The following is a 13,476-nucleotide window of genomic DNA, read 5'->3' on the forward strand; positions in this document are numbered from 1 at the left end:
CATGGAAGCGGCTGCGCGGGTCATCGCCCGGCGCGGCGTCCGCGGGCTGCGCGTGGAGGAACTGGCGGCGGAGGCGGGTGTGTCCACCGCGCTGATCTACTACCACTTCAAGGATCGCGCGGGGATCCTCCGTGCGACGCTGGAGTTCATCAACGACCGGGCCGAGCGCTACACGACGGAGCGCGCGGCGGACGCGCCGCCGCTGGACGCCCGGGGCGAGCTGGAGCAGACGCTGCTGCTGGAGCTCCAGGACACCCCCGAGGTGCGGGAGAACAGCACGGCCTGGGGCGAGCTGCGGGCGAGTGCGGTGTTTGACCCCGAGCTGCGGGAGGACCTGGCCCGGGCCACCCTCGTCTGGGTCCAGGAGGTCGCGGAGCTGCTCGGACAGGTGCGGCCGATGAACGGGGCCGCCGCCCTGGCGGCCTCGGCCGAGCGGCTGACCGCGCTGCTGGAGGGGCTGAGCGTCCGTTGGCTCAGCGGCAGCCTGCCGGTGGCGCACGCGCGCGAGCTGATGGCCGGCGCGATCGAGGCCGAAGTGGAGCGACTGCGCGGGTAGCGCGCGTCGCGTTCCGGCCCCGGGCGAGGCGGCCCGGGGCCTTCTCGCGTGCCGGGTCCCTTTCCGGGCCGGGCCTCTTCCCGGGCCGGGCCTTTTCCCGTGTCGGGGCCGGCTGGGCAGTTCCATCATCTGGAGCTTGACTGAAAATTCAGTCAATGTCAGAGTTGCGGTTGCGGGGCCACCGGTCGCTCGGTGGGCAATACTTGATTCGGAGATCGTCATGAGCAACACCCACGGTGACAACCGCTCCCTGTTCGACCGCCTCTTCGGGGCCCCGCCCCCGCCCCCGCCCCCGCCCCCGCACCAGGCGGAGCACGGGCTGCCGTACGCCGGCGAGGCCGGGCTCCCGCAGTGGTGGGTGGACCGCGACGACGTCCCGCACGCCCGCACCTGGATGTCCTGGCCGTCCCGCAAGTCCGTCTGGGGCCGGCAGCTGGCAGGTGTCCAGCAGGACATCGCGCTCATCGCCCGGACCATCGCCCGATTCGAGCCGGTGGTCATGTGCGCCCCGGACGACTACAGCGTCCGGGAGGCCCGGTCCCTGTGCGGATCCGCCGTCACCGTGACGGACGCCGTCCCCACCGATGACCTCTGGATGCGGGACACCGCCCCGGTGTTCCGGCGCGACGGCTACGGGCGGCTCGACGCCGTCGGCCTCAACTTCAACGGCTGGGGCGGCAAGCAGACCCACCGCGACGACGCCGAGGTCGCGCGCGGCATCGCCGAGATGCTCCGACTCCCCTTCTCCTACGCGGAGTTCGTCGGCGAGGGCGGCTCGGTCGAGACCGACGGCGACGGCACCCTGATGGCCACCGAGAGCAGCCTGGTCAACAAGAACCGCAACCGGGGCATGAGCCGGGACGAGATCGAGGAGGCCGTCCTGGAGGTGTACGGCGCGGACAAGATGATCTGGGTCCCCGGGATCAAGGGCCGGGACATCACCGACGACCACATCGACGTCACCTCCCGGTTCGTCCGGCCGGGCGTCGTCCTGGTGCAACTGCCCCCGGCGGACCGCCACGACGTCTGGGCCCGGGACGCCCGCGAGCAGTTCGACATCCTCTCCCGGGCCACCGACGCCAGGGGCCGCCGGCTCCAGGTGATCCGGGTGGACGGCCCCGACACCGTCCGCTCGCGCGACTCGAAGTTCGTCGACTCGTACCTGAACTTCCACGTCGTCAACGGGGGCGTGATCGCCGCCCAGTTCGGTGACGTGTACAAGGACGAGGCCGCCCGGCGCGCCCTCGCCGAGGCCTTCCCCGGGCGCGAGGTCGTCCAGCTCGACGTCGACCGCCTGATGGCCGGGGGCGGCGGCATCCACTGCTCCACGATGCAGGAACCGCTGCCTTAGGGCCTGTCCGGTCGGCCCGGGAGACGTTCGGCGCGCCAGCCCGCGATCTCCGTGCCGATCGCCTCGCCGAGCAGGCTGCGCGCGCGGTCGAGCGGCAGCGAGCCGCTCAGCCACCGGATGGAGAGGCCCTCCAGGAGTGCGGTGAGGCGTTCGGCGGAGGCCGCGTGCGCGGGCGCGGTGCCGAACGGGTGGGCGCGGCCGAGCAGGCCGGCGATCTCGTGCACCCAGGTGTGGGTGGCCCTGGCCAGGTCCTCGCGGAGGCGGGACTCGAAGACCGCGCTGGCCCGCAACTCGCCCCAGGCGGTGCTGTTCTCGCGGACCTCGGTGGAGTCCTGGAGTTCCAGCAGCAGGGCCTGGGCCAGTTCGCTCCAGGGGTCGTTCGCGGGCGCCCCGGGCTCCGGTTCGGCGGTGTAGCGGTCGGCCCGTTCGCCGATGAACTCCAGGGTCTCGCGGAGGATCCCGGCGCGGTCGGTGAAGTGGTAGTAGATCAGCGAGGTCGACACCCCGGCCGCGGCCGCGAGTTCCCCCACCCGCAGTCCGCGTACGCCGCGTCGCGCGATGAGTCTCGTGGCCGCTCTCAGTATCTCTGTTCGACGGTCTGGCATGGTGGTCCACTGTACTCGAATTATTGACTGAACTTTCAGTCTCTCCCGGGAGGCGCCCACTCGGCCCACCCGTCCCTCCCGGCCCGGCGGATCGCCCGATTCGCCCGATCGGCGCCGCGCGGGCTCGCCGCCGGACCCGCCGGCCGCCCCTACTGTCGGATATCGCCCGTTTCGGGGTGGAATCCGTGTCGACGAGGGGACCTGCCGTGAGAGAACCCGCCCTGTCCCGCCGGGCCGTGCTGCGCTCCGGGGCGGCCGTGGCCGTGGTCGCGATGGTGGAAGGCTGCGGTTCGTCGGGGGCCTCGTCCCCGAAGGACGAGCCGACCACGGCCGCCGGCACGGGCACGGGAGGAGCGGCGAGCGCCGCGGCGTCGTACGCGATGCCGGCCGAGTGGCGTCCGCACACCAGGACGTTCATGGCCTGGCCGGCCCTCGACTCGGTGTGGGGCGACCAACTGCCCGCCGTCCGCCAGGACATCGCGCACGTCGCGCAGGCCGTCGCCCGGTTCGAACCGGTGGTGCTGATGGCCCGACCGGACCAGAGCGCCGCGGCCCGGCAGCTGTGCGGCTCCAGCGTCGAGGTCCTCGACCTGGCGGTGGACGACCTGTGGGCCCGCGACACCGGTCCGACCTTCGTCACCGGCCCGGCAGGGCTGGCCGGCGTCGACCTCAACTTCAACGGCTGGGGCGGCAAGCAGACCCACGACAACGACGCCAAGGTCGCCCGGAACCTCCTCGACCACTACGGGATCCGGCGCATCCAGGCGCCGATCACCGGTGAGGGCGGCGCGATCGAGGTCGACGGCGAGGGCACCCTGATGGCCACCGAGAGCTCGTGGGTCAACTCGAACCGCAACCCGGGCACGAGCCGCGACCAGATCGAGGGGGCCCTGAAGGACCTGTTCGGCGTCCAGAAGGTCATCTGGTTCGCCGGCGTGGCCGGGCAGGACATCACCGACTGCCACATCGACGCCCTGGCCCGGTTCGCGGAGCCGGGCGTGGTCGTCATCCACCGCCCCGGCCCCGACACGCCGCCGGACATCTGGTCCCGCGCCTCCGACCAGGCCTTGCAGGTGCTCGGCTCCACCACCGACGCCAAGGGCCGCAAGCCGCGGATCGTGGAACTCGCCGAACCCGACCTCACCGGGCAGCCGGACCGGGGCAAGGACTTCCTGGCCACCTACCTCAACTACTACGTCGTCAACGGGGCGGTGATCATGCCCCAGTTCGGGGACAAGGCCTCCGACGACCGGGCGGCGGGCGTGCTGGCCGACCTCCACCCCGGCCGCGAGATCGTCCCGGTGAGCATCAACGCCATCGCGGCCGGCGGTGGCGGCATCCACTGCTCGACCCAACAGCAGCCCGAGGCCGCCGGGGCCTCCGGCGGCTCCTCGGGCCCGGCCTGACCGATCGGTCCGAGCGGCCGGGCCCGCCGGCCGACCTGGCCTGAGGAGCCGCCGGGCCTGACCGATCGGCCGGGCCGCGCCGAGCCCGGAAGCCGGCGCGGCGCGGCACGGCCGACCGGGCCGTTCCCGGACGGTCAGCCCGTGATCGGCCGGCTGTCCAGGCGGATGTGGTCGACCGCCCAGTACCAGTTGTTGCCCGCGTCGTACATCCGGAACTTCAGCGTCACCGCCTGCGCCCCCGTCGGGACGGCGAGGCGGCGGGTGACGAGGGCGTTCTGGACGTCCTTGCCGGCGTTGTCGTTGCCGGTGGCGTCGGCGCTGTAGAACACCAGGCGGGTCTCCGTGCCGTTGTCGAACACGGCGGTGACGGACGCCTTCTGCGGGGCCTCCTGCCGGTAGTGCGAGTCGAAGGCCAGGTACAGGGTGTCGGCGCCGGCCGGGAGGCGGACGGCGGGGGAGACGAGCGTGGAGTCGAAGACGCCCTTGCGGGAGGGGGAGCCGGTGTCGTCCCAGTCGTCCGGGTCGGCGACGGCGAGGACGCCCAGACCGCGGGTGAAGTTGCCGCGGTCCTGCCCGGCCGGGGTGGACCACTCCCGCTTGGTGTGGAAGGTCCAGCCCTGGAGACGGACGGTGCCCTGCGGCATGCCGGGGGCGTTGACCACCGACCAGCCCTGCGGCGCCTGAGCCGTCCAGCCGAGCACGCCGTCCTGCGGCTGGAGCGCGCCGGCCAGCGACTCGAAGTCCTCGCCCAGCAGGTGGCCGGCCATCACGGGGGCGGGGCGGGCCGCGAGTTCGCCGTCGGCGATCGCGAAGCGGTCGCCGGCCAGCGCCCGGGCGGTGACCAGGATCCGGTGGGTGGCGCCGTCCGGCAGCTGGGCGGGCGGGGTGACCTCCCAGACGGCGGTGGCGGTGGCGCCGGCGGCGAGCGCGGCGGGCGGCGCGGTGACGGCGGTGACCGTCCAGCCCGGCGGGACGACCGGCTGCGCCTCGACGGCGGTGAGCGCGGCGGTGGCGGTGAGCACGGCCGAGACCCGGGCCGGGCGGCCGGGCAGCAGGACGGGTTCGTCGATGGTGCTGGAGGCGGCCCCGAGGGCGACGTCCACGGCGAGCGGGTCGGCCAGGCCCAGGGCCGGGTCGGTGACCGTCCGGTCGTCCCAGGGGAAGCGGCCGGCGATCCGGCGGCGGAACGTGAGGTCCCCGCGGACGGCCACCGCGACGTCGTACCAGCCCTCGGGCCGGACCGCGAGGTTGACGGTCCGGTCGTCGCCGGCCGCGACCCGCACCTCGCGCAGCCCGTCGCCGTAGGCGAGGTCGCCGACCAGGAAGGTCTGGGCGGTGCGCGAGCGGTTGATCACGTCGACTTCGAGGACCTTGCCGTCGCGCTCCTCCGACAGCGACACCTCGTACGTGGCGGCGGCATCGCCGCGCAGGTGCCACAGCGCGCCGTTGGGGCCGTGGACACGCAGGTCGTAGCCCTCCGGGCCGACCGTCCAGACGTCGGAGAGCCGGCTCTTCGCGCCGACGGTGTAGTGCCGGGGCGCGCCGCCCGGTGCCGGGTAGACGGCGAACACCGCGCCCTGGCGGCCCTGGTTGACCAGGTCGAGGGTGAGCTCGCCGCCCTTCAGCCGGGGCTTGACCAGCAGGTCGTAGGGCGCCGGGCGGGCCGAGCGGGTGCCGCGCTGCTGCTGCGGGAAGGCCTGCGGGCTGGGCACGGTGGGGGCGGGGAGCTTGCCGGTGTCGACCACCTTCTGCCGGTTGCCGCTGGTGTCGGGCAGCTGCGGCCAGGCCGGGTTGCGGCCGGAGAAGTCGAAGACGTTGGTGAGGTCGCCGCAGACGGTGCGCCGCCACGGGCTGATGTTGGGCTCCTGGACGCCGAAGCGCTGCTCCAGGAAGCGCAGCACCGAGGTGTGGTCGTAGACGGTGGAGTCGACGACCCCGCCGCGGGTCCACGGCGAGACCACGACCATCGGCACCCGCACGCCCAGGCCCATCGGGTACGGGCCGGAGACCAGGGTCTCGCCGGCCGGCAGGGTGTCGGACCAGGTGAGCGAGCCGTCCGCGGCCTTGACCCGGTACTTGCCGTCCTGACCGACGACCCGGTGGTAGGTGGCGGAGCCCTTGCTGACGCGGACGACGACCTCGCCGTCCACCGGCACGGTCGACTTGCCGCGCCCGGTGGCCAGCGGCGGGACGGGCGGCAGCTGGTGGTCGAAGAAGCCGCCGTGCTCGTCGTAGTTGAGGATGAAGACGGTCTTCTGCCACACCTCGGGCTTCGCCGCCAGGGCGGCCAGCAGCCTGGCGGTGAGGTGCTCGCCGTTCGGCGGCGCGTAGTTGGCGTGCTCGGAGAGCGCGGCCGGGGCGACGATCCAGGACACCTGCGGCAGCCGGTCGGCCTGGACGTCGGCGGCGAAGGCGTCGACCAGGGCGTCGCCCATCGCGAACGGGTCGTTCTTCTTCGCCGGGTCGCCGACGGCCCGCATGCCGCGCTCGTACAGCGGCTCGCCGGGCTTGGCCTTGACGAAGGGGGCGAACCAGGCGAGCGCGTTGTCGTCGAAGTTGTCCAGCGCCTGGTAGGTCTTCCAGCTGACGCCGGCCCGCTCCAGCCGCTCGGCGTAGGTGGTCCACTCGTAGCCGCCGGGGATCTCGGTGTTGTCGGTCACCGGGGTGTCCCGTACGGTGCCGCCGCTGGTCCCGGTCATCAGGTGGTCGCGGTTGGTGTTGGTGTTGCACTGGACGGACGCGTAGTAGGCGTCGCAGGTGGTGAACACCGAGGCGAGCGCGTGGTAGAAGGGCATGTCGGCGCTCTCGTAGTAGCCCTGGCCGAGCCAGCCGCCGGAGCGGCGGGTGACCGAGCCGTCGGCGAGGCCGTCGTTCCAGGCCTTCATGGAGTCCACGAAGCCGAAGGCGGGCGCGCCCTGCTGGTAGGCGCTGGTGTGCGCGGCGTTCATCGGGAAGGGCAGCAGGTGGCCCTCCTTGCGGCCCGGGTCGGGCTGGTGGAACACCGAGCGCCCGTTGATCCCGCGCACCGCCGTCCGGTCGCCGAAGCCGCGGACGCCCGCCAGGGTGCCGAAGTAGTGGTCGAACGCGCGGTTCTCCTGCATCAGCACCACGACGTGCTGGATGTCCGCCAGCCGTCCGGGCCTGGCCGGCGCGGCGAGCGCCTCCTGGACGCTGATCGGGAGGGCGGACAGCACGGCGGCCGCCGCCGCGCCGCCGAGCAGGCTGCGGCGCGACAGTTCGGGCATCGGACTCATCGGGTGGGGCTCCTTGCTGACGGGCGCCGGACCATCGGTTCGACCCGGACCAGTCATGTTTCTAAGCGACCGAGGTGACCGGGGCCGGGGAGTTCGATGACGATCCGATGGCCGCCAAGGGGCCCGGAGCTGTACAGACAACTTGACTTGACGCCGAGCCACGGAGAACCGCGGTCGACGAGGCCCGGTGAACTCCCGCGCCCCTCCGAGCCGTAGCACCGGGGTGGGGGCGCGGAAGCGGCGCGCCCGGACACCGGGGAGGAACTGGATGCAGTCCCGACGCGACCAGGTGCAGGCGCACCTGTTCGTGATGAGCAGGCTGGCCTCCGGCATGCTGCGGGCCGAGCCCGACGCGCCGGACACCCCCACCGGGCGGACCACCCGGGGCACCACGACCGGACTGGCCGTGGCCGTCCTGATCGGGCTCGGGGTCGTGGTGTACGGGGTCATCAAGCCCGGCGGCGACGCCGGCTGGACCAAGCCCGGCACGCTCGTGGTGGTGGAGGAGACGGGCGCCCGCTACCTGTTCGTGGGCGGGCAGCTGCACCCGGTGCTGAACGACACCAGCGCCCGGCTGGTGGCCGGCGACCAGATGGCGGTCGCCCAGGTCGGCCGGGCGTCGCTCGCGGACGTGCCGCGCGGCGCTCCGGTCGGGATCGTCGGCGCCCCCGACGGGCTGCCGCCGGCCGCCGAACTCGCGGGCGGCACCTGGCTGGTGTGCGGGACCGTCCAGCCCGGCCCGACCGGCGCCCCCGCACCCCGGCTGGGCCTGCTGATGGACCCGGTCAAGGAGGGCAAGGCGCTGACCCCGAGTCAGGCCGTGCTGGTGTCCCTTCCGGACGGGACGGTGCACCTGCTCTGGCAGGGCCAGCGACTGCGCGTCGACACCGCCAACCAGGCCCTGCAGGCGCTCGGCTACGGCGGGGCGACGCCCTTCCCCGTCCCGGCCGGGGTGCTGAACGCGCTGCCCGCCGGACCGGATCTCGCCTCCCCCGCCGTCCCCGGGCGCGGCGGCGACGGCCCGGTGCTGGCCGGGAAGCCGACCCGCATCGGCCAGCTCTTCGACGTCGCCGGCGGTGCGCACTACCTGCTCACCAAGGACGGCCTGGTCCCGCTCACCACGACCCTGTACGAGCTGCTGCGCGGCGATCCGCGCACCCAGAAGGAGGCGTACGCGAACAACGCCCCGGCGCCCGCGCTGATCGGCCCGGTCGACCTGGCCGCCCACACCGCGCCGGGCGGGGCTCCGGCCACGGGACTGCCCGAGACGCCGCCGACCCTGGTCACCCCGCTGCACGGCGAGGGGGTCTGCGCCGACCTGCACACCGGCGCCGGCTCCCCGGTCACCGCGATCACCCTCCTGGACGCGGCCGGGGCGGACACCGGCCGCCCGCCGACCGCTCCGGCGGGTGCGGTGGGCAGCGGCTGCGCGGTGGCCGACCGGATCTCCGTCCGGCCCGGGCGCGGGGCCCTGGTCAAGGTGGTCTCCGGCGCGGGCACGGGCAGCACCGAGTACCTGGTCACCGAGGCGGGGGTGCGGTATCCGCTGCCCTCGGCGGCCGTCGCCAAACAGCTCGGCTACGGGGGTGCCACGCCGGTTTCGGTGCCCGCCCCGGTGGTCGGGCTGCTCCCCACCGGGCCGCTCCTGGACCCGGCGGCGGTGGCCGACGGGGCCGCCGCCACGCCGACGGCCGCCTCGACGGCCGCCGCCGCGGCCGCCGCGCCCGGTTCGGCCCCGTGCAGCTGAACCACCCGGTCTCGCGAGCCCGTTGAGTCGGTCAGGAACGTGTGCGGGGTCGCAGTCGCGCCCCCGCTCGTGCAGGGAAGGGAGCATGCCGTGGGCACACCGTCCATGTTGACGAAGGAAGACGAGGCGATCCGCCAGGTTCTTTCGAGCCTGGAGCAGCAGATCGAGAACATGGTGACCGCCGGCCGCACGGTCGAGCGGATCAAGGAGGAGCTCGCCGCCGGCTACATCTCCGGCGCGAGCAGCATGTTCCAGTCGAAGGTCGATGACTGGATGCAGCGCTACCAGAAGGTCATCGGTGCCTTCGAGAACTTCGTCCAGTCCACCCAGGGCGCCAACCAGATCCTCACCCAGGCCGAGAACGATGCCCGGGCGCACGCTGCGGACGGCATCTACAACGGGCTCCAGGGCGCCTGAGGACGCGTCGGAAGAGCAGGAAGACTAGGGAAAGCGAACCGATGGACTTCGGAAACATCCAGCTCCACCACGAGACGGTCGAGCAGTCGGCGGCCGAGCTCCGGCAGGCCGGCAACCTGATGCACAGCAACCTGGAAGAACTCATGGGCAAGCTGAGGGGCGTGATCGACGGCGGGCACTTCCAGGGTGTCGCCGCCACCGCCTTCGAGGAGCTCTCCCGGGTCGTCGCGGCCAACGAGTCGCAGATGGACAAGGACATCGAGGCCGCGGCGAACACGCTCACCAAGATGCACGACATCATGACGGAATCGGACTACAACGCCGGCAAGCAGTTCTAGTCCGGGCGGGGGCGCGCGACCATGGGTGAAACGACGATCAAGGTGACGGTCGAAGGTCTGGAGACCTTCGTGAAGGATCTGAACACCTTCGAGCAGGACGTCAACGGCCAGAAGACGTCCTGGACCGAGGTGCCGGCGCTGAAGCCCGGCCGGGAATCGTTCCCCGCGACGAAGGCCCTGAAGACCAACTTCGAGGCCTTCTCCAAGAGTGTGGGCGAATCGATCGAGGCCATCCGGGGCGACGTCGACAAGATCGTGCTCGACCTGATCAAGGCGCGGGAGAAGCTGCACCTCGGTGACGGCGAAGCCCTGTCGGAGGCCCAGATGATGGACGTCCTCAAGGACGTGCTCGGCGGAGTCACCGGACCTCCCACCCCGCCCAAGTGAGGGCCCGTCGTCGGATCGGGCGGTTGTGGGGCCGCCCGATCCGACGGCACACCGCTGTCCTGACCCGTGTCACCGCGTTCGGAGGAAACCATGGCGGACGAGCCGCCCAAGGTCACGTACACCTGGGAACAGATGCTGGAGGCGTTCGCGGGGTCGGACCACAGCGCCATCGTGAAACGGACGGACGTCACGGGGCAGCCGTGGATCACCGGGCAGGAGCTGGTGACGGACTCCCGGTACAACAACAACCTGCGCAAGAAGCAGGGTGGCCTGTCCAACAACGCCGGCTACGACATGTGGGCGGAGTGGGATTACGGTGACGGCAACGCCACTACCCCGTACACCACGATCCTGGGTGTGACCTACAACTGGCACTTCTTCGACGACACGCCCTCCGGCACGTCGGGGAGCGTGCTGCACCGGTTCCACACCGATCCCGGAGAGATCCTGGGCGGGGCCATCTTCCAGGGGGGGCCGGGGAACGACAACACGAACTACAAGACGCTGACCGAGGCGGCGCGGATCCTCGCCCTGGTGGACGCGTTCTTCGCGGACAACCGGGCGAAGATCCACCAGTGGGCCGAGTCCGTGGACGGCGCGGGCAGCGACTTCCAGGGCAGTGCGGCCGGCCGGTTCAAGGAGGTCCTGGTCGGGCTGCAGAACGAGTTCAAGACGCTGCACTACCGACTCAGCGGAGACCTCGACGCGTTCAAGGACGACGCCCCCGCGCCGGCCGCGGGCAGCAGCATCGCCGACAAGCTGAAGGCGGCCGGCGATGCGCTGGTCAAGGTCCAGCAGGACATGTACAACAACGGGTACAACCCCTGGCGCGGGTACAGCGCCTTGACGGACCCCACGGGCTCGTGGGCGTACAAGAAGAACGACGACCCGGACAAGCACGCCACGTACGCCTGGCCGGACCTGTGCATCCACTACGCGTTCACGCAGGAAGTCCAGAAGCTGACGGCGGTCCGCTACCCGACGACGTTCAACAACGAGTCCTCGTACGAGGCCACGGTCAGCGGCGGCACCACGAGCATGACGAGCGGTTCCACCGGAACCGCATCGGTCGCCGCCTTCGCCACGGTCCTGAACAACGCGGCGACCAAGCAGTGGACGGACGAGGTGGTCAAGACGCTCGACAAGGCGGCCACCGACGCCGGGACCGCCCTCGCCGCCGCCTACGAGGCCGCGTCCAAGGTCCTGATGTCGTTCGCGGCCCCGAACATGGACCTGGCCCCGGACAAGGTGGACCCCCCGAAGGACAGCCCCGACAAGGGGCCCGGCGGCCCTGACGGCCCGAAGGACGACAAGAACGGTCCGAAGGACGGCGGCATCGGCGGTCCGCCGCCGCCGAAGATCGACACTGGCCCCCCGCCGCCGAAGCCCGGCGGGATCGGCGGCGGAGGCGGCGGCACCGGCGGCAAGGGCGGCGGCACCGGGACCGGAGGCATCGGCGGAATCGGTGGCATCGGGGGGATCGGCGGCGGCAACGGCCAGGCGCCGCTGCTCGACAAGGACGGCAAGCCGCTCCTCGACAAGGACGGCAAGCCGATGTACGTCCCGCCGGGGACGAAGGTCAACGACAAGGGCGAACTCATCGGCCCCGACGGCAAGCCGCTCCTCGACAAGGACGGCAAGCCCCGGCACGTGCCGGTGGGCACCGTGGTGGGCCAGCCGACCACGGGATCGGGCGGATCGGGCGGATCGGGCAGTTCGGGGGGCGGATCGACCTCCAACACGGCGTTCAAGGTGCCGCCGGGGTCGAAGATCAACGACGACGGCACCGTCACCACCCCCGAGGGCAACCTGCTGAAGGACTCCAACGGCAACCCGGTGGTGCTCCGCAAGGACGACAAGATCGACGCGGACGGCACCGTCCGCACCGCGAGCGGTCGGCCCGTCTCGCAGTTCGAGCAGCTGCTGTCCGACGAGGAGCACGCGCTCTCCGGGCGGGGCGGCGGGCTCGTCGTCGGCGGGGGAGGCGGCAGCGGCGGCAGTGGCAGCAGCTGGACCGGCCTGCCGAGCTCGCTCGGCGGCGGCGGAATCTCCTTCGGCGGTTCCGGCGGTTCGAGCTCCCTCAAGAGCGGCACCGACCTGTTCGGCGAGCCCTTCAGTGGCCAGGGCTCCGGCCCCAAGACCATGGGCGGGATCGCCGCTCAGGGGCCGCCGCGCGTTGGCGTCAGCGACCGCCTGGCCTCCGCCCTGGGCATCGACAAGGGGGCGACGGCCGCCGAGGAGGCCATGGCCTCCCGCACCATGGCCGCCGAGCGGGCGTCAGCGGCCGGGCTGGCCGGCGAGGAGGCCCAGCTGATGGGCCGGGGGGTCTCCACCACCGGTGGCGGCGGCCCCATGATGCCGCCGATGGGCGCCGGTGCCGGCGCGGGCGCGGGCGGTCAGGGGGAGAAGGAACGGCAGCGCACCACCTGGCTGGCCGAGGACGAGGAGGTCTGGGGTACCGACTCGGGCGCCGTGACGGGCGTCATCGGCCGCTGAGCGGGCGATTCGCGTCGGCGGTCGAACCGCAGGACCCCGCCCATCCGTAGAGAGAACCGTACGACCCCACGAGCCGGCGCGTCCCGGGCCTCACCCCCGTAGGCCCGGGACGCGTCATCGGGATTCGGGACGAGACGGAAGTGCGGGTGATGGCGTTGTCGTACGCCGAGCAGATCGAACAGGCCATGGCTGCTCTGGAGGAGCAGCAGGCCAAGATGGCGGTGGCCGCCAAGGAGTTGCAGGCGGCCACCGCCTCGGTGACGTCCAAGGACCGGATGGTCACCGCGACGGTCGGGGCGCAGGGGCAGGTGGTGTCCCTGGTCTTCCACACCACCGCGTACCGGTCGATGGCGCCGGCCCAGCTGGGTCAGGTCCTGGCCGACGTGCTGAACACCGCGCGGGCCGACATCGGCGAGCGGGTCGCGGAGACCATGGGCGCGTTCAGCGGCCTGGGTGAGGCCCTGCGGGCCTCGATGACGGGCGGGACCGAACTCGACGACCTCTTCGCGCCGCTGCGGGAGATGCGGCCCGGCTACGCCGACGAGGCCGCCGCGGCGGACCGCCGCAAGCGCGACCGGCAGGAGGAGTTCCGTGGCTAAGCCTCAGCTGACCGCGATGGCGGACCTCAAGGACAAGTTCGCCAAGTTCGGCCCGCTCTCGGACACCATCGAGGAAGTTCGCCGGTGGACCGACGAGATCAACGAGTTCAACAAGAGTTCGGCGGGCAACGACGACATCGGCAAGGAGTACCACAAGAACGTGGACGGGCCGACCGCCGATCTCGACGACCTGTTCAAGAAGGTGCGCGACCAGGTCGAGGGCGCCGGAACCAAGGGTCAGAAGACCTCCGAGATGCTGAAGAACGCCGACGAGGAAGCCAAGAACCAGAACTGACGATCCGTCAGTCCCTTGTGCCGGC

Annotated in this window: 12 protein-coding genes; 10 read left to right on the forward strand and 2 right to left on the reverse strand. The window is 72.3% G+C overall.

Features of this window, described 5'->3' with window-relative positions; genetic code table 11:
- Position 1: 1 nt before the first annotated feature.
- Positions 2 to 556: a TetR/AcrR family transcriptional regulator gene (locus ACIO9K_RS28210; RefSeq protein WP_063350538.1), complete on the forward strand. Its 555-nt coding sequence runs from the start codon at positions 2 to 4 to the stop codon at positions 554 to 556.
- Between the two features lie 220 nt (positions 557 to 776).
- Complete coding sequence (locus ACIO9K_RS28215; protein ID WP_400334199.1) at positions 777 to 1,907, forward strand: agmatine/peptidylarginine deiminase; 1,131 nt, start codon at positions 777 to 779, stop codon at positions 1,905 to 1,907.
- Here the strand turns inward: ACIO9K_RS28215 and ACIO9K_RS28220 are convergent.
- The gene (locus ACIO9K_RS28220) at positions 1,904 to 2,512 is read right to left on the reverse strand and encodes a TetR/AcrR family transcriptional regulator (RefSeq protein WP_363587559.1); all 609 of its coding nucleotides are present in this window, start codon (positions 2,510 to 2,512) and stop codon (positions 1,904 to 1,906) included. The genes ACIO9K_RS28215 and ACIO9K_RS28220 overlap by 4 nt on opposite strands.
- Positions 2,513 to 2,718: 206 nt before the next feature.
- On the opposite strand from ACIO9K_RS28220, the gene ACIO9K_RS28225 reads away from it, so the two are divergent.
- Positions 2,719 to 3,918, forward strand: coding sequence for an agmatine deiminase family protein (locus ACIO9K_RS28225; protein ID WP_363587561.1), 1,200 nt, complete (start codon positions 2,719 to 2,721; stop codon positions 3,916 to 3,918).
- A 134-nt stretch (positions 3,919 to 4,052) separates the two neighbouring features.
- On the opposite strand, the gene ACIO9K_RS28230 is transcribed toward ACIO9K_RS28225, so the two are convergent.
- Positions 4,053 to 7,172, reverse strand: a complete 3,120-nt coding sequence (locus tag ACIO9K_RS28230; RefSeq protein WP_400334203.1) for a phosphocholine-specific phospholipase C — start codon at positions 7,170 to 7,172, stop codon at positions 4,053 to 4,055.
- A 268-nt stretch (positions 7,173 to 7,440) separates the two neighbouring features.
- On the opposite strand from ACIO9K_RS28230, the gene eccB reads away from it, so the two are divergent.
- The 7 genes from eccB (at position 7,441) to ACIO9K_RS28265 (ending at position 13,451) form a co-directional block, all read left to right on the forward strand.
- Positions 7,441 to 8,919 (forward strand): type VII secretion protein EccB, encoded by a 1,479-nt coding sequence (gene eccB, locus ACIO9K_RS28235; protein WP_400334206.1) that lies wholly within the window; start codon positions 7,441 to 7,443, stop codon positions 8,917 to 8,919.
- 90 nt (positions 8,920 to 9,009) lie between these two features.
- Positions 9,010 to 9,336: a hypothetical protein gene (locus ACIO9K_RS28240; protein WP_363617443.1), complete on the forward strand. Its 327-nt coding sequence runs from the start codon at positions 9,010 to 9,012 to the stop codon at positions 9,334 to 9,336.
- Positions 9,337 to 9,377: 41 nt separating this feature from the next.
- A complete protein-coding gene (locus tag ACIO9K_RS28245; protein ID WP_350879532.1) occupies positions 9,378 to 9,674 on the forward strand; it encodes a hypothetical protein in 297 nt (98 codons plus the stop codon).
- Between the two features lie 21 nt (positions 9,675 to 9,695).
- The gene (locus ACIO9K_RS28250) at positions 9,696 to 10,061 is read left to right on the forward strand and encodes a hypothetical protein (protein ID WP_350879531.1); all 366 of its coding nucleotides are present in this window, start codon (positions 9,696 to 9,698) and stop codon (positions 10,059 to 10,061) included.
- Positions 10,062 to 10,151: 90 nt separating this feature from the next.
- Positions 10,152 to 12,557: a hypothetical protein gene (locus ACIO9K_RS28255; RefSeq protein WP_363617441.1), complete on the forward strand. Its 2,406-nt coding sequence runs from the start codon at positions 10,152 to 10,154 to the stop codon at positions 12,555 to 12,557.
- Between the two features lie 149 nt (positions 12,558 to 12,706).
- Positions 12,707 to 13,156, forward strand: coding sequence for a YbaB/EbfC family nucleoid-associated protein (locus tag ACIO9K_RS28260; RefSeq protein ID WP_350879529.1), 450 nt, complete (start codon positions 12,707 to 12,709; stop codon positions 13,154 to 13,156).
- Complete coding sequence (locus ACIO9K_RS28265) at positions 13,149 to 13,451, forward strand: hypothetical protein (protein WP_363587577.1); 303 nt, start codon at positions 13,149 to 13,151, stop codon at positions 13,449 to 13,451. The genes ACIO9K_RS28260 and ACIO9K_RS28265 overlap by 8 nt, the downstream gene beginning before the upstream one ends.
- Positions 13,452 to 13,476: the final 25 nt, after the last annotated feature.

Origin of the sequence: Kitasatospora sp. NPDC087271, assembly GCF_044744605.1 — a bacterium.
In the GTDB taxonomy this organism is placed as follows: Bacteria; Actinomycetota; Actinomycetes; order Streptomycetales; family Streptomycetaceae; genus Kitasatospora.

What these genes read in the sequence shown, in the direction of transcription:
- ACIO9K_RS28210 (WP_063350538.1), top strand. Translation starts at nt 2, where the DNA reads ATGGAAGCGGCTGCGCGGGTCATCGCCCGGCGCGGCGTCCGCGGGCTG.
- ACIO9K_RS28215 (WP_400334199.1), top strand. Translation starts at nt 777, where the DNA reads ATGAGCAACACCCACGGTGACAACCGCTCCCTGTTCGACCGCCTCTTC.
- ACIO9K_RS28220 (WP_363587559.1), bottom strand. Translation starts at nt 2,512, where the DNA reads ATGCCAGACCGTCGAACAGAGATACTGAGAGCGGCCACGAGACTCATC.
- ACIO9K_RS28230 (WP_400334203.1), bottom strand. Translation starts at nt 7,172, where the DNA reads ATGAGTCCGATGCCCGAACTGTCGCGCCGCAGCCTGCTCGGCGGCGCG.
- eccB (WP_400334206.1), top strand. Translation starts at nt 7,441, where the DNA reads ATGCAGTCCCGACGCGACCAGGTGCAGGCGCACCTGTTCGTGATGAGC.
- ACIO9K_RS28245 (WP_350879532.1), top strand. Translation starts at nt 9,378, where the DNA reads ATGGACTTCGGAAACATCCAGCTCCACCACGAGACGGTCGAGCAGTCG.
- ACIO9K_RS28250 (WP_350879531.1), top strand. Translation starts at nt 9,696, where the DNA reads ATGGGTGAAACGACGATCAAGGTGACGGTCGAAGGTCTGGAGACCTTC.
- ACIO9K_RS28255 (WP_363617441.1), top strand. Translation starts at nt 10,152, where the DNA reads ATGGCGGACGAGCCGCCCAAGGTCACGTACACCTGGGAACAGATGCTG.
- ACIO9K_RS28260 (WP_350879529.1), top strand. Translation starts at nt 12,707, where the DNA reads ATGGCGTTGTCGTACGCCGAGCAGATCGAACAGGCCATGGCTGCTCTG.